The 17,085-nt window shown below is 64.9% G+C and carries 25 protein-coding genes; 24 read left to right on the forward strand and 1 reads right to left on the reverse strand.

From position 1 onward, the window contains the following. Positions 1-270 precede the first annotated feature (270 nt). The 4 genes from ACP7BV_RS14555 (at position 271) to ACP7BV_RS14570 (ending at position 1,926) form a co-directional block, all read left to right on the forward strand. Positions 271-591 carry a hypothetical protein gene (locus ACP7BV_RS14555; protein ID WP_426104771.1) on the forward strand — a complete coding sequence of 107 codons (321 nt, stop codon included), beginning with the start codon at positions 271-273 and terminating at the stop codon, positions 589-591. A 152-nt stretch (positions 592-743) separates the two neighbouring features. Further along, positions 744-971, forward strand: a complete 228-nt coding sequence (locus ACP7BV_RS14560; RefSeq protein WP_426104772.1) for a hypothetical protein — start codon at positions 744-746, stop codon at positions 969-971. A gap of 114 nt (positions 972-1,085) precedes the next feature. Continuing rightward, positions 1,086-1,445 (forward strand): hypothetical protein, encoded by a 360-nt coding sequence (locus ACP7BV_RS14565; RefSeq protein WP_426104773.1) that lies wholly within the window; start codon positions 1,086-1,088, stop codon positions 1,443-1,445. 19 nt (positions 1,446-1,464) lie between these two features. Further along, positions 1,465-1,926: a hypothetical protein gene (locus ACP7BV_RS14570; RefSeq protein WP_426104775.1), complete on the forward strand. Its 462-nt coding sequence runs from the start codon at positions 1,465-1,467 to the stop codon at positions 1,924-1,926. Here ACP7BV_RS14570 and ACP7BV_RS14575 read toward each other — a convergent pair. After that, positions 1,923-2,246: a hypothetical protein gene (locus ACP7BV_RS14575; RefSeq protein ID WP_426104776.1), complete on the reverse strand. Its 324-nt coding sequence runs from the start codon at positions 2,244-2,246 to the stop codon at positions 1,923-1,925. The two genes, ACP7BV_RS14570 and ACP7BV_RS14575, sit on opposite strands and share 4 nt — an antisense overlap. Before the next feature lie 44 nt (positions 2,247-2,290). On the opposite strand from ACP7BV_RS14575, the gene ACP7BV_RS14580 reads away from it, so the two are divergent. The 20 genes from ACP7BV_RS14580 to fliP are packed head-to-tail and all read left to right on the forward strand — an operon-like array spanning position 2,291 to position 17,082. Then, positions 2,291-3,040, forward strand: a complete 750-nt coding sequence (locus tag ACP7BV_RS14580; protein ID WP_426104777.1) for a flagellar hook-basal body protein — start codon at positions 2,291-2,293, stop codon at positions 3,038-3,040. 3 nt (positions 3,041-3,043) lie between these two features. Continuing rightward, the gene (gene flgG, locus ACP7BV_RS14585) at positions 3,044-3,820 is read left to right on the forward strand and encodes a flagellar basal-body rod protein FlgG (RefSeq protein ID WP_426104779.1); all 777 of its coding nucleotides are present in this window, start codon (positions 3,044-3,046) and stop codon (positions 3,818-3,820) included. Positions 3,821-3,830: 10 nt separating this feature from the next. After that, a complete protein-coding gene (flgA, locus tag ACP7BV_RS14590; RefSeq protein WP_426104781.1) occupies positions 3,831-4,799 on the forward strand; it encodes a flagellar basal body P-ring formation chaperone FlgA in 969 nt (322 codons plus the stop codon). A gap of 9 nt (positions 4,800-4,808) precedes the next feature. After that, entirely contained in the window at positions 4,809-5,390 is a 582-nt protein-coding gene (locus ACP7BV_RS14595) for a flagellar basal body L-ring protein FlgH (protein WP_426104783.1), read from the forward strand. A gap of 2 nt (positions 5,391-5,392) precedes the next feature. After that, a complete protein-coding gene (locus tag ACP7BV_RS14600) occupies positions 5,393-6,511 on the forward strand; it encodes a flagellar basal body P-ring protein FlgI (protein WP_426104784.1) in 1,119 nt (372 codons plus the stop codon). A gap of 13 nt (positions 6,512-6,524) precedes the next feature. Next, positions 6,525-6,893, forward strand: a complete 369-nt coding sequence (locus ACP7BV_RS14605; RefSeq protein ID WP_426104786.1) for a flagellar basal body rod protein FlgB — start codon at positions 6,525-6,527, stop codon at positions 6,891-6,893. Continuing rightward, positions 6,893-7,336: a flagellar basal body rod protein FlgC gene (gene flgC / locus ACP7BV_RS14610; RefSeq protein ID WP_426104787.1), complete on the forward strand. Its 444-nt coding sequence runs from the start codon at positions 6,893-6,895 to the stop codon at positions 7,334-7,336. Before ACP7BV_RS14605 ends, flgC begins: the two co-directional genes overlap by 1 nt. Further along, a complete protein-coding gene (fliE, locus tag ACP7BV_RS14615) occupies positions 7,336-7,641 on the forward strand; it encodes a flagellar hook-basal body complex protein FliE (RefSeq protein ID WP_426104789.1) in 306 nt (101 codons plus the stop codon). The genes flgC and fliE overlap by 1 nt, the downstream gene beginning before the upstream one ends. Positions 7,642-7,650: 9 nt before the next feature. Then, entirely contained in the window at positions 7,651-9,144 is a 1,494-nt protein-coding gene (fliF, locus tag ACP7BV_RS14620; protein ID WP_426104791.1) for a flagellar basal-body MS-ring/collar protein FliF, read from the forward strand. Further along, a complete protein-coding gene (locus ACP7BV_RS14625; RefSeq protein ID WP_426104792.1) occupies positions 9,141-9,731 on the forward strand; it encodes a hypothetical protein in 591 nt (196 codons plus the stop codon). The genes fliF and ACP7BV_RS14625 overlap by 4 nt, the downstream gene beginning before the upstream one ends. After that, a complete protein-coding gene (locus tag ACP7BV_RS14630) occupies positions 9,719-10,558 on the forward strand; it encodes a FliH/SctL family protein (RefSeq protein WP_426104794.1) in 840 nt (279 codons plus the stop codon). The genes ACP7BV_RS14625 and ACP7BV_RS14630 overlap by 13 nt, the downstream gene beginning before the upstream one ends. Then, positions 10,555-11,868, forward strand: a complete 1,314-nt coding sequence (locus tag ACP7BV_RS14635) for a FliI/YscN family ATPase (protein WP_426104795.1) — start codon at positions 10,555-10,557, stop codon at positions 11,866-11,868. The genes ACP7BV_RS14630 and ACP7BV_RS14635 overlap by 4 nt, the downstream gene beginning before the upstream one ends. Beyond that, positions 11,865-12,332, forward strand: coding sequence for a hypothetical protein (locus ACP7BV_RS14640; protein ID WP_426104797.1), 468 nt, complete (start codon positions 11,865-11,867; stop codon positions 12,330-12,332). The genes ACP7BV_RS14635 and ACP7BV_RS14640 overlap by 4 nt, the downstream gene beginning before the upstream one ends. After that, positions 12,322-13,197: a hypothetical protein gene (locus ACP7BV_RS14645; RefSeq protein ID WP_426104798.1), complete on the forward strand. Its 876-nt coding sequence runs from the start codon at positions 12,322-12,324 to the stop codon at positions 13,195-13,197. The genes ACP7BV_RS14640 and ACP7BV_RS14645 overlap by 11 nt, the downstream gene beginning before the upstream one ends. Then, the gene (locus tag ACP7BV_RS14650; RefSeq protein WP_426104799.1) at positions 13,194-13,595 is read left to right on the forward strand and encodes a flagellar hook assembly protein FlgD; all 402 of its coding nucleotides are present in this window, start codon (positions 13,194-13,196) and stop codon (positions 13,593-13,595) included. Before ACP7BV_RS14645 ends, ACP7BV_RS14650 begins: the two co-directional genes overlap by 4 nt. Before the next feature lie 9 nt (positions 13,596-13,604). Continuing rightward, the gene (locus tag ACP7BV_RS14655) at positions 13,605-14,795 is read left to right on the forward strand and encodes a flagellar hook protein FlgE (protein ID WP_426104801.1); all 1,191 of its coding nucleotides are present in this window, start codon (positions 13,605-13,607) and stop codon (positions 14,793-14,795) included. Continuing rightward, entirely contained in the window at positions 14,795-15,622 is an 828-nt protein-coding gene (locus ACP7BV_RS14660) for a FliM/FliN family flagellar motor switch protein (protein WP_426104803.1), read from the forward strand. Before ACP7BV_RS14655 ends, ACP7BV_RS14660 begins: the two co-directional genes overlap by 1 nt. After that, entirely contained in the window at positions 15,615-15,956 is a 342-nt protein-coding gene (locus ACP7BV_RS14665) for a FliM/FliN family flagellar motor switch protein (protein ID WP_426104804.1), read from the forward strand. Before ACP7BV_RS14660 ends, ACP7BV_RS14665 begins: the two co-directional genes overlap by 8 nt. Continuing rightward, positions 15,953-16,285, forward strand: a complete 333-nt coding sequence (locus ACP7BV_RS14670) for a flagellar biosynthetic protein FliO (RefSeq protein WP_426104805.1) — start codon at positions 15,953-15,955, stop codon at positions 16,283-16,285. Before ACP7BV_RS14665 ends, ACP7BV_RS14670 begins: the two co-directional genes overlap by 4 nt. After that, a complete protein-coding gene (fliP, locus tag ACP7BV_RS14675) occupies positions 16,282-17,082 on the forward strand; it encodes a flagellar type III secretion system pore protein FliP (RefSeq protein WP_426104806.1) in 801 nt (266 codons plus the stop codon). The genes ACP7BV_RS14670 and fliP overlap by 4 nt, the downstream gene beginning before the upstream one ends. The last annotated feature ends 3 nt before the right edge of the window (positions 17,083-17,085 follow it).

A 17,085-nucleotide genomic window follows, 5' to 3' on the forward strand; every position in this document is an offset into this window, starting at 1 on the left:
CCGGAAACGATGTTAGAAATAAAGCACAAGAACGAACCCTAAATTCCACCACAACAACCAAGATCAGGACATAATTTTTTCAAAAAACACACCCGACAAGTAGTCTGACACAGGGGGTCATCGGGGAAAGTCAAGCTCAACATTCTTCACACCTATCGCCCCAAGGGGCTTGACGCGCATGGCAAACCTCACCGGGCGGAGTCCGGTACCCTCGGCACATTCGATCCTGCCACGCCCAATGAAGTGAACATTTACCGTGGTGGCTCCGTGTTGGATACGAAACGCGTCGCGGGCGTCGTAACGCACGAAGTGTGGCATTACATCCAATGGCAATCCGGTGTCAGGGAATTTCGCCTTGGGCATGAAGCCGAGGCGCACCGCATCCAGGGCAAGATAGACAAACGGCACTACGGGGCCGACTACAAGGAGACCATCGTGGACGGCAAGGTAGTCAGGCAAGGACTGACTGACTGGGGCCTTATGTATGTCCTCAGGACGAACACTGGCTACGGCCATATGGCGAACGACCCCATCAAAAGGAGGCGCACGCGTCGCATCGTCGATCCAACAACCATAGCGGGAGCGATATGAAAACATGTACCGAGTGCGGCCACGAAGGCATGACTGTAATCGGCAGAGTAGGCTCGCGGCGCGATTGCCGCTGCGAGGTGTGCGGCCACAAATCGTGGATCCTGGTTACGTCGCGTTTGGGTCCCGGCGGCAGTGAGCCGAATATGGAACCTATGTACTGGCTCACGGGGCGCTGGGTAGGGAAGCCGGAAGTGCCGCAGGTGCTTGAAGTGCGCAAGCAGTTTCCTCAAGTGCAGCCCGCCGGCTTTTCCGCCTTGTGGCGCCAGGCGGTGGCGCACGCGGAAATCAATTTCGGATGCAATATCCAAAGCCATAACGCCTACTTGGAAACCCTTCTAAACCCGTTGGGGCTGGTGACGACACAGACTGCAGACGAGTAGGTCCGCGCTGTGGCGACGGCTCGCGTCGCCGGCGGCCGGCACCGACGTACGGTGCTGGCAACGGGGGAACAATACCCGCATTGGCCCGACTTGTCGGCGCCATTTCGACGTCGCTTGACGGACGCCAGCACATTTACCAACGGACGCATGGATCTCATGGGCGCCGCCGGCACGGCCGTCCATGAAGGTACGCATTACCTTCAATATATTTCGCCCGACTTTAAAGGCTGGCATCGGGGACACGAATTTGAGGCATTCCGAGAACAGGGATTGGTCGACTGGCGCGCAGTCGGCGCGCCGTATAGGAAGTCGTCCCACCTTCCGACGGAAGGCAACACCGACTTGGGCTTGTCGCACCTGATTAACCGGTCTCCGTCCTACCGACATTTGGCGAACGATCCGCTACAGCGCGGCCGGTTCAATATCATGACAGACGTCAAGGCGGTGTGGCAAGGCTTGAAGATGTCGTTGTAACTGTCCAAAGGCGCCGACTGTGGCGCCGGGTTCCCAATTTAATTGTTCAGGAGATGATATGGAGAAGTGTTCTGCATGCGGTTCGGGGTACCGGGAACAAACCAGCAGGGAAGGCAATCGGCTCAATTACCGCTGCCAGGGGTGCGCCAAGCAATCGTATATCCTGGTGCAGGAGGGACCGCTTGCCCTTGACGGTTCCGTGCGCAGCACTGCGCCTTGTTTTTATCTCACTGGCCGCTGGGCGGCCAAGCCGGCCGTCAAGGAAGTCACTCAGGTGAGCGACATGTTTCCTCAACTGCAAGCCGCCGGTTTTTCGGCCCTCTGGCGCTGCGCGGTAGCGCGGGAAGAAATCAAATTCGGTTGCTATGTTCAGGAGCACGCGGATGAACTGGCGGCCGAGTTGCAAAAGCTCGGTGTGGCAACGGCACAATGCATTAATCGTGCGTCCATTCCGGAGGGGCAGGAAGGTGCACTGTCCTAAATGGTGAAACGGCGCGCCAACTGGTCGTTCGTCCGCAGGCGGCGCCGACTTGGTGCATGCACTATTGCCGCCAAGGCGTCGCATGTCAACGGGGTGCCGGCCCAGGCTACGGTACCAGGTTGTTTCGCTTCAGCAGGACTATTTCGATATGCGCTGTGGCGTGCGCCATCGTGACCAAAGGCGTCGCGCGCGCCACGGTGGATGAAATTCACTAGTTTCCCCGACAAAGGGCCGAGGCCGAGGATCATTAGCGATTCAACATATTTCGCATCTGCAACCACCGCCGAATTGATCGAACGCAAGGAAGACCAACGTTCCATGGGTAAAGATTGCTCCTAGTTCAGAACATCAACTGGGGGTTACAATGGACGTGATGGCAATCGCAAGGGCGGGCATGCAGGCCGACGAGGCGCGCATGGAGTCGATCAGCCACAACACGGCCAACGTGCTGACGCCAGGCTTTAAACGTCAGATCACGGTCTCGCCGGGCTTTGCAGCCCTGCTCGAGCCGGGCTTTGCAGCCCGGCTCGAGCAGGGCGTCGCCGACCGCTCAACCGTGCGCCCGGCCGCCGGCCCCGTCGTCACCATGGTCGACCCGTCCTCGGGCGCGTTGCGCCACACCGGAAACGGTCACGACGTCGCCATCGAAGGCGCCGCCTTCTTCGAAGTTGCCACCCCTACCGGAGTCGCCTACACCAAGGCCGGCAGCCTGCGCACCGATGTGCAGGGCAGGCTCGTCACGCTGCAGGACGCCCCGATCATGGGCGCGACGGGCGAAATTCGCCTGACCGGCGCCCCCTTTACGATCGCCCCCAACGGCGACGTCTTCCAAGACGGCCGCATCGCCGGTCGCCTGAAGCTCGTCCACTTCGCCAACCCGGAAGCGCTGGTCCCGGTCGGTAACGGCATCTACGAAGCCGGCGCGGCGCGTGTCCAGGAACCCAAAGCACCTTCCAGCCTGCGGATCGGCTTTCTCGAAACCTCCAACGTCAGCACGCCCCAGGAAATGGTGCGCCTTACCGAAACCGTGCGCCACTTCGAAGCCTTGCAGCGCGTCGTGCAAGGCTACGACGAGACGCTGGAAAAAACCATTCGCAAGCTGGGAGATTTCTAAACCATGAACGATTCGCTCTACATCGCCGCCACCGGCATGCACATGCAGCAAAAAGAGGTCGACACGATCTCCAACAACCTGGCCAACGTAAACACCCCGGGCTATAAGAAGGGGCGTGTCAGCTTTGAAGATCTGGTCTACCGCGACCTGGCTGGCGCCGCAGGAGCGACCGAGGGCGCCCGGCGCCTGTGGCAAGGCAGCGGCGTGGGCATCTCCTCGATCCTCAAATCCTTCATCGCGGGTGAATTGAAAAAGACCGATGCGCCAATGGACGTCGCAGTGCGCGGCGAAGGCTTTTTTGAGGTCGTAGCATTGGACGGCACGGCTGCCTATACCCGCGGCGGCACGCTCACCATTGACAAGGATGGGCTGCTCGCCACCGCCACGGGCCAGGCGCTCAAGCCATCGATCCACATCGGGAACGACGCGCGCGGCATCACGATCGAGCCGGATGGGCGCGTGATGGTGCGCACTGGAGCGAGCGACGAGCCGTTCGAAGCCGGCCGCATCGAGCTGGTGCGCTTTGCGGACACCAGCGCACTGGAAGCGCTTGGCGGCAATTTGTACCGGCCCTCGGAACGATCCGGCGAGCCGATTTCCGGCCCGGCGGGTGGGGATGGCCTCGGCACCATCGCACAAGGTTTCATCGAAGGTTCCAACGTCAATCTGGTCGAGGAGATGGTCGACCTGATGGTGGCGCAGCGCGCGTACGAGTCGAGCGTCAAGGTAATCCAGGCGTCCGACGAGATGCTCGCCATGAGCAACAACCTGCGCAAATAAGAGGATTGCCATGCCACTTAATACTGCGACCTTGCTGGCTGCCTTCGCAGCGTTGCCCCTGCAGGCATCGGCCCAGCCGGTCGCCGATGCCGACCCCGTACTCGAACTGCGGCAGGATGCATTGGTCACTCACCGGCGGATCACGCTCTCGGACGTGGCACAGGTGCATGCGGCAAGCGCCCAGGCGCAGGCCTTGGGCGCAATTCCACTTGGACGCGCGCCGCTCGTCGGCCAGATGGAGCGCCTGACGCGGGTGCAGATCGAGCAAGCCATCCGTCGCCACAGCACCACTGCCGCTTCGCTCAAGTGGCAAGGTGCCGCGTCCGTCGCGGTCCGCACGCAGGCACAAACGGTGGCGGCGCAGGATATATCGCAAGCGGCGCTGGCTGCCGCCAGAGCGCAGTACGGCACAGCCGGTGCCACACTGGACGTCGCGCTCGCGGCCCCGCTGACCGACTATGAGGTGCCGGTCGGCGTAGTCACGGTCAAGGCGCGCCCCGTGCCGGCGCCAGTTGGAGATGCTGGCAGCACGTCGGTGTGGGTCGATCTGTTTGTAGAGGGCGAGCTGTATCGCACAGTCGCGGTCCAGTTGGTCGTGACGCTGCGCCGCCAGTCGTACGTCGCGCGACACGCAATTGCACCTGGTGCGACCGCCAGCGCCCAAGATTTCATGCTGGGCGAAACCGACGGGGCGAGCGGCCCCGTGGTATCGGCCGACCAGCCATTGCTGCCGTTTCGCGCCGCGCGCGGGATTCGCGCCGGACAGCCACTGACCCCGGCTTCGATGCTCGCCGGCGGCAGCGTGCTGCGCGGCGACTCCGTGAAGCTGCAAATGCGCGCTGGCCAGATCGGCATCGACATGGCGGGCGTCGCTATGAACGACGCGCTTCCCGGCCAGATGCTAAGCGTGCGCCCCGTCGGCGCGCGCGACCTTGTCACTGGACGGGTGAGCCAGTCCGGCGCCGTCGTCATCGAATAGGACCAACCAGTGAACATTCGCTTCCCAGGCGCGACGCTGCTGCTGCTTTCCTCGATCAGCGCTTGGCCGGCGTTCGCCGCCGAAAGCCTGTACAAGGCCGGCGCCTACCAGGCCCTGACGTCGGACCTGCGCATGCGCCGCGTGGGAGACTTAATTACAGTGCTGGTCTACGAAAGCGCAAGCGCGAGCAGCACGGCAAACACCAGCGCGGGCCGTGACGCCAGCGTCAATTTAGACGTCCAGGGAACCGGCAAGGGCTACAGCGCCGGCATCGGCGCTGACAGCCGCACCGACGGGCGTGGGCGCACGCAGCGCGAAGGCAAGGTGCTGGCGCAAATTACCGTGTATGTCCACGCTGTGGCACCCAACGGCGACCTGACCATCCTGGGGCAGCAGCTCGTCAGCATTAACAACGAACGCCAGGAAATCGTCATCGAGGGTCGCGTGCGCCCGCAGGACGTCTCGGACACCAACGTCGTGCTCTCGACCCGCATCGCCAATGCGCGCATCCGGTATACGGGCCAAGGCGACTTGGCCGACAAACAGCGCCCCGCGTGGTGGCAGCGCTTTCTAACTTTGTTTGGAGTGTGACGATGCGAGCCTGGTATGCCACGGCGGGCGGATTGGCCCTGGCGCTGTGCCTGGCCGGCAGCGCCGCTGCAGAACCGATCCGCATCAAGGATATTGGCAAGATGTCCGGCTGGCGCGACAACGCCCTGAACGGCTACGGCCTGGTGACAGGCCTGGCCGGCACCGGCGACTCGTCGCGCAACAAGACGGCGCGCCAGAGCATCGCCAACATGCTGTCGCGCTTCGACCTGACCATCGCTGCCGACGACGTGCAGAGCCGTAATGTCGCCGCCGTGATGGTGACGGCAACGCTGGCGCCGTTCGCCCGTCCAGGCGACGCCATCGACGTCACCGTCACCTCGATCGGTGACGCACGCAGTCTGGTGGGTGGGGCGCTGATGTTGGCACCCCTAAAGGGCCCAGACGGGAAAATCTATGCACTGTCACAGGGTGCGCTCTCGGTCGGCGGCTACAAGTACGATATGAATGGCAACGTCACGCAGAAGAACCATCCTACCGTCGCGTCGATTCCGGGCGGCGCGATAGTGGAAGTTGGCGTTGCCTCCAGCGCTGCCGATGAGCGCAGCAGCGTGACGTTCGTGCTCGCCGAACCTGACTACACAACGGCCAGCCGCGTCGCTGCGGCGATCAACGGAAAGCTTGGCGGACAAGCTGCCGTAGCGCGCGACGGCTCCGGCGTCGACATCCAGATTCCCGCGGGCCGGCGCGAACACTTGACGGACTTTTTGGCCGATATCGAAAACGTCATGGTCGAGCCGGACCGGCGCGCCAAGGTCGTCATCAACGAGCGCACCGGCACCATCGTCTCGGGCGGCGACGTGCGCATCTCCAAAGTGGTGGTCTCGCAGGGCGAGCTGAAGGTCTCTATCCTGACCGACAACACGGTCTCCCAGCCTTGGGTGATCGGCCAGGGCGGGCCAGGCGTACAGTCGCTGGCCGTGTCGAACAGCCGCGTGACAGTCGAGGAAACGGGCGGCGCCGGCTATGTAACAGCCAATAATACCGTGGGCGACCTGGTGCAGTCGCTGTCCAGGCTCAAAACCAACACGCGCGACATCATTTCCATCCTGCGCGCCGTGAAAGCTGCTGGCGCTCTGCATGCCGAACTCATTGTCCAATAAACCGGAGGCAAACGTGATTTCCGCCATCGACAACATGACCGCCTTGCTGAGTCTCGCCCTGGACGCGGCGGGCATGCGCCAGCAGGCTATCGCCCACAATATCGCCAACGCCAACACGCCCGGCTACCGGCGTGCCAGCGTCAGTTTCGAGTCGCGCATGGTGCAGATGACGGCCGACTTGCCGCGCGGTGCGGCGCCCTCGCTAACTGACCTGTCGACGCTGCGTCCCGTGCTGGAACTGGCCGACGCGGCAGAACCGGTACAGCTGGACCGCGAGATGACGGAACTGTCGGAAACAGTGCTGCACCAGCAAGCGCTGCTCAAGGCCCTTAATAAGCAGTTCGAGCTAATCGGGATGGCCATCAACGAAGGGAAGCGGTGATGGAATATCTCGGTTCTTTTCGCATCAGTGCCAGCGGCATGGCGGTCGAAAAGACAAGGCTGGACATCGCCGCCCTCAACATCGCCAATATGCACAGCGCCGGCGCAACTCCGGGTGCTGTCTACCGTCCGCTGCAACTGCTCGCGCAGAGCGTCACGCTGTCGTTTGCGCAGCAGTTCGGCCAGCAGTACGGCCAATTAAGATTCTCGGGCGGCGGAGTGCGCGTCGCGTCCGTCGAGCCGCAGGACGTCGCGCCACGCATGGTCTACGAACCAGGCCATCCGTATGCCGATGCCAAGGGCTTCGTGGCTTACCCAGGTGTGGACCACACGGCCGAAATGATGAACCTGAACAGCGCCTTGCGTGCCTATGAAGCGAATGTCGCCGCGCTGGGGGCAGCCAAGGCCATGGCCGCGCGCGCACTCGAAATCGGAGGAAAATAATGAGTATCGAAGGCATCGGCGCCATCGCCCCCATCAATGCAATCGACGAGCCGCTGCTTGCCGCATCGCCTGTCCAACCGCCCGCCGGCGGGTTTGCGCAGTGGTTCGCCCACGAAGTAGGGCAGGTCAACGACACGTTAATCGCGGCGCAGGATGGCGTGCAAAAACTGGCCAGCGGTGAGGCGGGCAATCTGCACGATCTGATGATCCGCATGGAAGAAGCCAAGCTGTCGTTCCAGCTGCTCGCCCAGGTGCGCACCCGGATGCTCGAGGCGTACCAGGAAATCATGCGGACTCAGGTCTAGAGGCCCGCCATGGCGCACTTTATCGACATGTGGACCGGACTTGGGCGTGGCGCGCGCACCGGTCTGGTCGCCGGCAGCGTGGCGATCGTTTCAGTAATGATCGCGCTCGGTGTGTGGGCCTACCATCCCGAGCACCAGATACTGTTTGCCGACCTCGCCCCACGCGACGCTGGCGCCATGACGGCCGAACTGGACAAAATGAAGGTGCCGTACAGCCTTGGCGAAAACGGGACCGCCATCTTGGTCCCGCGCGAGATGGTCTACAAGACGCGCCTGGCGCTGATGGGCAAAGAGGTGCCGCTGCACGGGGCGGTAGGATTTGAAGTGTTCAACAACGCCGACTTCGGCATGACCGAATTCGTCCAGAAAGTGAACTACCTGCGCGCGATCCAGGGCGAACTGACGCGCACCATCCTGGCAATCGACGGCGTGCAAAACGCCCGCGTGCACCTGGCCATCCCGGAAAACGGTCTGTTCAAAAAATCGGTCACCAAGCCCAAGGCATCGGTTACGCTGACAATGAAAAATGGCCAGGCGATGAGCGAAGCGCAGGTGGCCGGCATCCAGCGCCTGGTTGCGGCATCGGTCACCGACATCGCCAGCGGCGACGTGACCGTGCTTGACCAACATGGCGTGGCGTTGACGCGCGTGCAGGGCGACGAGGAAAGTGGCGCGGGCAGCGTCGATGCGAGCAGTGCTGGCTCGGCCCAGCTCGACGCCAAGCGCAGCACCGAGGAATACATGGTCAAGAAGGTCACGGCGGTGCTGGATCGCACCTTCGGTCCCGGACAGGCCATTGCCAGTGTCGACATCGTCTTGAACCTGGACCGCGCCAGACTGACGACCGAGGAAGTCATTCCCGCCAAGGGCAAGGCGCCCGAGGGCGCGCCAACGGGCGTCACGGTGCGCGAGCGGCAGTCGATGCGCGAGGATGCGGCGCCAGCCGGCAAGCAGGCCAGTGCCACCGTCACGACCAGCGAATCGGACTATCAGGTCGGGCGCCGCGTGGAACAGACCTCGGTCGCTGCCGGCACGGTGCGCCGCATGACGGTATCGGTGGTGGTCAAGCAGGCGCTCACCGACGCGCAACTGGCCAAGCTGCGCGAAGTGGTCGGCCTGGCGCTCGGCTTCAATGCGCAGCGCGGTGACGCCATTGTCGTCAACTCGATGGACCGGCTGGTCAGCGCCATCGCCTCGCCCGCGCTGCCAACGCCGGATCTGCCAAACGCCGCACCAGCCACGGTGCCGGCGGCAGCGGTGAGCATTGCGTCGGCAGGTACGCGCAGCGTGGCGGACCGCGCCTCGGCGGAAGTGGTGGTCTGGATCCTGGCGGCGCTGGTCACGCTGATCGCGCTGGCCGTCCTGGTGCACGCGCTGCTGCGCCGCCGCGCGCCGGCGCCGGTCCTGCTGAGCGTCGAGCAGCGCGAAAAAGTGCTGCAGGACGTGCGCCGCTGGGTTAGCGCACAGGGCGTCGACGATGCCGTCACGGGCGTGCCGAAATGAGCGGCCACCGCCAGGCCGCTGCCGCCCTGTACGCACTGGCCAGGGCTGATCAGGAGACGATCCTGACCGAACTGGCGCCTGGCGACCGACGCATCTTGCGTGGCTTTCTGGCCGAACTGAGCGCCTTAGGCTTTGACAAGGCGGCCAATATGGCAGTCGGCACACCAATCGATCAGGCGTCCGATGCGGTTGTCGAAGCGACGGATTCGGAGAAAGCCTCACCCGCGCATGAGCATCAGCATGCCGCCAGCATTCCCGACTCGCGCGCTCGGCTGCGCGGCGCAACCGCCGCGCAGGTGTTTGCGGCAGTTTCAACCGAGCCGCCCGCCTTGATCGCGCAGCTTGTGGCCATTGAACCCTGGCCCTGGACCGAGGCAATGCTCGCCATGTTGCCCACACCGCGCAGCAGACAGGTGCAAATGACGATCGATTCCGGCGTCAGCCGCGCACCTGCGTGCGAACAGTTTCTGGTCAACGCATTGAACGCCAGATTGGGGGAGCGCCGCAGCGCGCCGCGCGACGCGTCCACAGCGCGCATCGCGCGCTTGGCGCTGTCATTGAGGAGGTGGCTGCCATGGACCCGATAATCCGTCACGCGCCGCTGTCGCCCTTTGCGCGTCGCATTGGTCGCGCCTGCGCGCCTGCAGCTGCTTCGTCGGACACGGCGTCAGGCGCTGCCGTCGCCCCCGTGGCCGCCGCAGTTGCTGCAGCCCCGATGCCGCGCACCGGAACGCCGGGCGTCTATCTCGCCTCGTCGGTGGCTGCTGTAGCCCAGCCGGCAGCCACCAGTCACGATTACGATACCCAACTCGCGCGAGCCGCCGCCGAGCACACCATCGCTCTGCAACAGCGTGACAAGCAAATCGCAGCGCTGCGCCAGGCATCGGACAAGGCCGCGCTCGCGCTGGCCGCAGTCCAGGCCGAGGCCGAGCGGCGCGGCTACGCCGCTGGCGCCGGCATGGGCGAGCAGGCGGGGCGCGCGGAATATGCGGCCCAGGTCGAGCGGTGCAGGGGCTTGGCCAGCCAGATTGAAGAAGCGCGCAGCGCGGCCATCGCCAGAGCCGAACTGGCCATGGTCGATATCGCATTTGCGGCCGTGTGCCGCATCATCGGTGAACAGGGCGTCGCGCGCGCGACCATCGCCGCCGCCGTGAGCGCCGCGATTGCCGCCAACCGTTCCCGCGACCAGTTGACGGTACGTCTGCATCCGGACGACGCGGCGCTTCTCAACGAAGGCGCGCTGCCAGGCGAAGGCCTGCGCTATGCGCCCGACCCGCTGGTCTCTCTTGGCGGGTGCATTGTCGAGAGCGCGGGCGGCACGCTCGACGCGCGCTTCGAGACCCAGCTCGCGCTGCTGGCCGCCGCCTTGAAGGCGGCGCGCGCACTGCGCGCTTCGTCCAAGGATGCCGCATGATGGACGTCTATCTTGCTGCCGCGCGCAACGCACCCCTCGTGCGCCGTCTGGGCCGGGTGGCCGGGATCGCCGGCCAGTGCATCGAGGCAATTGGACCGGACGTCACGATAGGCGAGGTGTGCGAAGTCGCCGTTGACGGCGGCGCAACGCTGGCGGCGGAAGCGGTCGGCATGAAGCCGGGCCGCATCGTGCTCATGCCTTACAGTCATCTGCGCGGCATCGCCGTGGGTAACGAAATCGTTGCCACCGGTCGCCAGGCCGGCATCGGTGTCGGAGCGGCCTTGCTGGGACGGGTCATCGATGCCTTTGGCATCCCGCTCGACGGCTTGCCCGCCCCAGCGCCGACAGTGGTGCACCCGCTGGTGGCCGATCCGATCAATCCCTTGACGCGCCCGCGCATCACCGATCTCTTGGAAACCGGCGTGCGCGCCATTGACACGCTGCTTCCGCTCGGGCGCGGCCAGCGCATGGGTATTTTTGCGGGCAGCGGCGTGGGCAAGAGCACGCTGCTGGGCATGCTCGCGCGCGACGTGAAAGCCGATATCAATGTGATCGCCCTGATTGGAGAGCGCGGGCGCGAAGTGCGCGAATTCGTCGAAAAACACCTCGGCAAGGAAGGCTTGAAGCGCAGCGTGGTCGTGGTGGCCACATCCGACCAGCCGGCGCTGGCGCGCACGCGGGCGGCGCACGCGGCCACGGCGATTGCCGAATCGTTCCGCGACCGGGGCCTGCAAGTACTGTTGATGATGGACTCGATTACGCGTTTTGCGATGGCGCGCCGGGAGATCGGCCTGGCCGCCGGCGAGCCGCCCACCGCGCGTGGCTACACGCCATCCGTGTTCGCCGACATTCCAGCGCTGTGCGAGCGCTGTGGAACGACGGCTTCGGGCGGCTCGATCACCGCCCTGTACACGGTACTGGTGGAAGGGGACGACTTCAATGAACCGGTTTCCGACATCGTGCGCGCCACCCTCGACGGTCACATCATGCTGTCGCGCGACCTGGCCCATGAAGCCCATTTCCCGGCGATCGACATCCTGCAGAGCACCAGCCGCCTGGCCTGCGAATTGGTGAGCGACGCCGACCAGGCCTTGATGACGGCCACGGTCGAACTGCTGTCGACTTATGAGCGCAACCGCCAAATGGTCGACATGGGCGCCTACAAGGCGGGCAGCAACGCGGCAGTCGACCGGGCGCTGGCGCTCACGCCGGCGGTGCGCGCTATTTTGCGTCAGCCGGTGCAGGAGTCGAGCACGCGCGAGAGCGCCATGGCCAGCCTGCGCGCCGCTCACGCGGAGGGTGCGCCATGAAGCAGGCCCGCTTTCGCTATGCGCTCGAACCTTTGTTACTGACGCGCCGCTGGAAGCTGGACGACTTGTTGCGCATCCTCGCCGAGCACAACGCGCAATTGCATTCGTTGGCCGCCGAGGGCGCCGCGCTTCAAAGCCAGTACGCAGCGGCGGACAGCCTGTGGAAAGCTGTCACGCAGGAGACCAGCGCGCAACCGGTGCAGCGATTTGCCATGCACGCGCGCCACCTGGGCGACCTTGTCCGCCAGTTGCGCGAACATGGAGCACGGATGACGGCGCTTGCCGCCGCGCGCGATGACGTCATCGCTACGGTGGTGACGGCGCGGCGCTCGCTGGACGCGGCCGAGCAGCACCGCGACGCCATGGAAGACCGGTTTCACCGGATGCGCATGAGCGCGGACTTCAAGCTGGCGGACGACCAATGGAACACCCTACATACCGGAGCGGCAAGCCATGGCCATTAATGCAGACAGTGTCGGCACGGCGGCCACGCCGCATGGGGCGCGGCTGAACCGCAGCGGCGCCGAAGCGCGCCAAGGGCGGTGGATGCTGGAACTGGAGCGCTCGATGTTCTCAGCCGGCGCAGATGCCCAGCATGGACGCGTCGCCAAGGCAGGGGAAAGCCCGGCCGGCGTTGCCGATGCCGCTCCCGGTAGCGCCGCCGGCCGGGCTGCAGAGAATACGAACGAGGGGGCCAAGACCGCCCCGGCTGGCGGCGAGGCGCGCCACCATGTCACAGGCCGCACCGGCGCCCCAATACCGCTGCCGCACGCGCCGCCGTTGCGCGATGTGCCGCCGGCGCTGCGTCCGACGATGCTGCTGGCGCCATCCACGCCCGCAGCCACTGGTCAGCGCAGCGCAGCGGGTCCGTGCGCCGATTACTGCAGGCCGGTGGCGCCGGCGCCACTTGCGTTAACTGGCATCGGGGCCGGCCAGCCGCAATTTCCAGCGGGCGCACTGTCCGCCGAAAGCGGTGAACTGGCGGGCGAACAGGCAAGCTGCGCGCCCGACGCCGCCCACTTTGGCGAGCGGCCCGTGTTCGAGCAACACATCATGAACCTGTATTTCAGGCAGGACGGAGTGCATGCCTTCATCCGCGATGCAACGCTGGGCACCGCGCAGGCGCAGCGCGTCGCCCGGGCCCTGTCTACCGAGATGGACGCCGCCGGCCAGAAAATGGCTGCGCTGACCATCAACGGGCACGCGGTGTTGGCACCCGGTGGCGCGCGACAGCAAGAGCGCCAGCATGACACCCCAGGCGAGGTGCGCGATGTGCCGACGCCGCATTCCCAATCCCGCAGTATTGACCGCAAAGGAAAATCCCAATGACCATCAGCATGACTGCCGCCGTCGGCAGCGCCACCGCCGGCCAATCGGGCAATATCGGCATCCAGGATTTCCTCAAGATCCTGACCTCGCAACTGAACAACCAGGATCCGCTCAAACCGGTCGACAACCAGGAGTTTGTCGCCCAGATCGCCCAGTTCGCCACGCTCGAGCAGAGCCGCCAGCTGAACACGAAGATCGATGCCATGCTCTCGGCGCAATCGTCGACCCAGTCGATCGGGCTGCTCGGAAGGACAGTTGACGCTTCCTACGGCGGCAAGCTCATTTCCGGGCGCGTCTCCGCGCTCTCCCTGGCGTCGGGCCAGCCGATGCTCTCCATTAGCACGGGCAGCGGTGCGCCGGTCGAGGTCACCCTCGCGCAAATTCTCAACATACGCTAAGGAGTCGCCATGTTTGACGTCATCCATATCGGCACCAGTGGTCTGTTGAATCATGCGAAGGGTTTGCGCGTGGTCGGCAACAACCTGGCCAACGTGAATACCCCGGGTTTCAAAAGTTCGCAACTGCAGTTTGCGAATGTGTTTGATCAAAACGCGGGCAGCTCGCCCCAGTTCGACCGTTCGGGCAATCCGGCGCAGACGGGTTCTGGCCTGGCGTCGCTGGGCTCCCAGGTCAACTTCCGCGCGGGTCTCTCGCAGGGGACTGGCAATCCGCTCGACCTGGCAATCGACGGCAACGGCTTTTTCGCCGTCAAACGCGGCGAGGCGCTGCTGTACACCCGCTCGGGCGACTTCGGTTTCAACGACCAGGGTATCCTGGTCAATGCGGCGGGCGACCATGTGCAGGGGATGGACGCCGGCGGTCGCTTGTCTGACATCACGCTCGCGGGCATGGCGCGCAACCCGGCCAAGGCGACCGCCGTCGTCAAATTCGCAGGCGAATTGTCTACCACCGTCGCCACCCCACCCATCGACACAAGCGTGGCGGGCATCACGATACTGGACGCGAACGGCGCCGATCACCCGGTCACGCTCAGTTTTCACAACGATGGCGCGGGAGCCTACAACATCACCGTCAAGGATGCTGCCAATGCCACGGTGGCCACCGGGCTTATTCGCTTCGCGGCCGGCGCGCCGGTGGCGGGTGAGGATGCTTTGACGTTTTCCTATGCGCCGGCCGGGATGGCCGCGTCGGATGTGAAGCTCGACTTTTCTGCGCTGGTCAACCTGCCCAGCAGCGCGGTACCGATCCGGGCGCTGTCGGGGGATGGCTATGCCGCCGGCGTGAAGACCGACCAGAGTATTGGCGCCGACGGCGTGCTGACGGTCCAGTATTCGAACGGGCAGAGCGCAACCGGCGCGCGCCTGGCGCTGGCCGATTTCGTGACCGAGGCGTCGCTGGCGGAGGCAGGCGGCAGTGCGTTTCGTCTGGCCGAAGGCGCCACCGTCAATTACGGCTACGCCGGCACCGGCGGCCTGGGCAAACTGACGCCGGGGCGGCGCGAAGGCTCCAACGTGGACCTTGCCGAGGAATTTGGCAACCTGATCCTGATGCAGCGCGGCTATCAGGCGTCGTCACACGTGATCAGCACCGCCAACGACATGATCCAGCAATTGTTCGAGATGAAAGGCAACCGCTGATGCATGCCGTTCCCTACCGCCTGGTCAGTGATGGTGCCTTGAACGCAGTGCGGGACGCGCTGGCGCGCGCGACCTCGTCATGGTCAGACGAGTGGGGTATCGACGCAGGAGCGGTGTCGGTCAGCGTGGCGCGTGCCTGGGAAGCGGCGCCCGACGCCAAGGCCGCAGCGCCGGGAGCGCAGGCACAGTCCTGGGGTCGCGCAGTGCGGGTGGGCGAACGGCAGTGCTGGTTCGCCTTTGGCGCCGATCTGGCCTCCGGTTTAGAAGCCATCATGTTCGGCGACGCACCCGTTGTTTCGGTCCCGCCCGCGCCGGCAAGCCTGGGCCCGGCAGCGGCGTGCGCCGCACGCGACGCTCTGCTCGATGCGCTCGCCGGCGCCGCGCTGAGCTGCCCTCATGGCGCTGAACACAGCGCCGGGGGCGAATTTCCCGCCTCGATCCGGCGGCGTGGCACGGGCGCAGTGCTGGCCTCGATCACCGTGGGATGCCAGCAGTGCCGGATTCTGCTCGATGACGCCGCGGTGCAGACGCTGCAGCCAGCGCCAGCCGCGCTGACGCCCCTGGCAGCGGTCGACTACGCCGCTTGCGTGAGCCAGGTGCCGGTGGCCCTGCAATTGACCGTCGGCGCGGCCCGCGTGGGTTTGGGCAGCCTGCTGTCGTTGTCGGAAGGCGACGTGATCGCGCTGTCGACCAGCAGCGATACGCCGGCGACGCTGTGCACGCCCGGCGGGCAGGCGCTGCTGGTCGCCTACCTCGGTCGATGCGGCGACAGTTTTGCTGCCGAACTCGTTCAATCATCCAACCTTTGCGAAGCCTCCCATGCCTAGTTCAACGAACAACTGCGCTGTCGGCGCCACCCAGAACGTTGAGTTGCCGGACTTGGCCGCGCGCGCCACAAGCGGCCCTACACTGCTCAGTTCCGGCAATGAGCTGCTCGACAGCATTGCCGTCGACGTGTCGGTCGTTGTCGGTCAGGCGCACACCACTATCGGCCATCTGATGAGCTTGAAGGCATCCGACATCCTCAAAATCGATCGGAGCGTCGACCAGCCGATCGACATTATCGTCAACGGCATCGTCGTCGCGCGCGGACAGCTGGTAGTTATCGATGACAAATTCGGCGTGCGCGTGACGGAAGTGGCGGCGGCGATACAGCCATGAAGCCGGGCACGCACGCCGTCCAGAATGCGATCCCGTTCAAGCGCGACAGCGCCGCGGGCGAACCGTCGCTGGGCTCGTCGGGCGTGGGCGTGCTGGTCGTGTCGCTCATTGCAATCGCGGCCGTGCTGGTGGTCAGGAAGCGCCTGCGCCTGCGCCTGGGCCAGCCGCAGGGCGGGCGCACGCCATTGCTGACGGTGCTGGAAAGCCAGCGCCTGGGTCCGCGCGCAGTGGTGTCGGTGGTTTTGTTTAACAACACCCACTATCTGCTGGCCCAAGGAGAGCACGGCGTGACCTGCATCGCCAGCGCGCCAGCCGGGGAAACGCAGTGAGCCGGTCGCGCGGCTCCTGGTCGCTGCTGCTCCTGCTGGGAACAGTAGCCGGCGCCGTTATGCTCGCCGCTCCGGCGCTGGGTGCAAGCGCAACCCCGGCGCCTGCGCTGGACGGCGCGGTCAGCCTGCCGGGGCTGCAGATCACCATGGGCGGCGCGGCCAAGGGCGGCGACATGTCGTCGGCCATCAAGATCATGCTCGGGTTGACGGTTCTGAGCCTCGCGCCGGCCATCCTGATGTCAATGACTGCCTTCGTGCGCATCGTGATCGTGCTCTCAATGCTGCGCCATGCGCTGGGCATGCAGGATACGCCGCCCAACACCGTCATTGTCAGCCTGGCGCTGTTCCTCACCTTTTTTACGATGGCGCCCACGCTCAACCAAATCAACACGGAAGGCTTGCAGCCCTACCTGGCCGGACAGCTGGCGCCGCAGGCTGCGGCCGGCAAGGCGCTTACCCCGCTGCGCGAGTTCATGGTGCGCCAGACGCGCGAGCAGGACCTGGCATTGATGGTGGAGCTGGCCAAGGCCGAGCAGCCGTCCACGATGGATGACATCTCGATGGTGCAGCTCGTTCCCGCTTTTATGCTCTCGGAATTGCGCGCCGCGTTTCAGATCGGCTTCGTGATCTTCCTGCCGTTCCTGCTGGTCGATCTCATTGTGTCGAGCGCGCTGATGGCGCTGGGGATGATGATGGTGCCGCCAGCATCCATTTCGCTGCCGCTCAAGATATTGATGTTCGTGCTGATCGACGGCTGGAGCCTCGTCGTGCGCGCCTTGCTCGGCACCTTTGCCTGACCC

Origin of the sequence: Massilia sp. TSP1-1-2 (genome assembly GCF_049896185.1) — a bacterium.
In the GTDB taxonomy this organism is placed as follows: domain Bacteria; phylum Pseudomonadota; class Gammaproteobacteria; order Burkholderiales; family Burkholderiaceae_D; genus Telluria_A.

Excerpts from the sequence above, each read along its gene's own strand:
- ACP7BV_RS14600 (WP_426104784.1), top strand. The coding sequence starts at position 5,393 with ATGCGAGCCTGGTATGCCACGGCGGGCGGATTGGCCCTGGCGCTGTGC.
- ACP7BV_RS14655 (WP_426104801.1), top strand. The coding sequence starts at position 13,605 with ATGTTTGACGTCATCCATATCGGCACCAGTGGTCTGTTGAATCATGCG.
- fliF (WP_426104791.1), top strand. The coding sequence starts at position 7,651 with ATGGCGCACTTTATCGACATGTGGACCGGACTTGGGCGTGGCGCGCGC.
- ACP7BV_RS14625 (WP_426104792.1), top strand. The coding sequence starts at position 9,141 with ATGAGCGGCCACCGCCAGGCCGCTGCCGCCCTGTACGCACTGGCCAGG.
- ACP7BV_RS14580 (WP_426104777.1), top strand. The coding sequence starts at position 2,291 with ATGGACGTGATGGCAATCGCAAGGGCGGGCATGCAGGCCGACGAGGCG.
- ACP7BV_RS14640 (WP_426104797.1), top strand. The coding sequence starts at position 11,865 with ATGAAGCAGGCCCGCTTTCGCTATGCGCTCGAACCTTTGTTACTGACG.
- ACP7BV_RS14635 (WP_426104795.1), top strand. The coding sequence starts at position 10,555 with ATGATGGACGTCTATCTTGCTGCCGCGCGCAACGCACCCCTCGTGCGC.
- ACP7BV_RS14650 (WP_426104799.1), top strand. The coding sequence starts at position 13,194 with ATGACCATCAGCATGACTGCCGCCGTCGGCAGCGCCACCGCCGGCCAA.
- ACP7BV_RS14670 (WP_426104805.1), top strand. The coding sequence starts at position 15,953 with ATGAAGCCGGGCACGCACGCCGTCCAGAATGCGATCCCGTTCAAGCGC.
- flgG (WP_426104779.1), top strand. The coding sequence starts at position 3,044 with ATGAACGATTCGCTCTACATCGCCGCCACCGGCATGCACATGCAGCAA.
- ACP7BV_RS14575 (WP_426104776.1), bottom strand. The coding sequence starts at position 2,246 with ATGGAACGTTGGTCTTCCTTGCGTTCGATCAATTCGGCGGTGGTTGCA.
- flgA (WP_426104781.1), top strand. The coding sequence starts at position 3,831 with ATGCCACTTAATACTGCGACCTTGCTGGCTGCCTTCGCAGCGTTGCCC.
- ACP7BV_RS14645 (WP_426104798.1), top strand. The coding sequence starts at position 12,322 with ATGGCCATTAATGCAGACAGTGTCGGCACGGCGGCCACGCCGCATGGG.
- ACP7BV_RS14630 (WP_426104794.1), top strand. The coding sequence starts at position 9,719 with ATGGACCCGATAATCCGTCACGCGCCGCTGTCGCCCTTTGCGCGTCGC.
- ACP7BV_RS14560 (WP_426104772.1), top strand. The coding sequence starts at position 744 with ATGTACTGGCTCACGGGGCGCTGGGTAGGGAAGCCGGAAGTGCCGCAG.
- fliE (WP_426104789.1), top strand. The coding sequence starts at position 7,336 with ATGAGTATCGAAGGCATCGGCGCCATCGCCCCCATCAATGCAATCGAC.
- ACP7BV_RS14665 (WP_426104804.1), top strand. The coding sequence starts at position 15,615 with ATGCCTAGTTCAACGAACAACTGCGCTGTCGGCGCCACCCAGAACGTT.
- ACP7BV_RS14660 (WP_426104803.1), top strand. The coding sequence starts at position 14,795 with ATGCATGCCGTTCCCTACCGCCTGGTCAGTGATGGTGCCTTGAACGCA.
- flgC (WP_426104787.1), top strand. The coding sequence starts at position 6,893 with ATGGAATATCTCGGTTCTTTTCGCATCAGTGCCAGCGGCATGGCGGTC.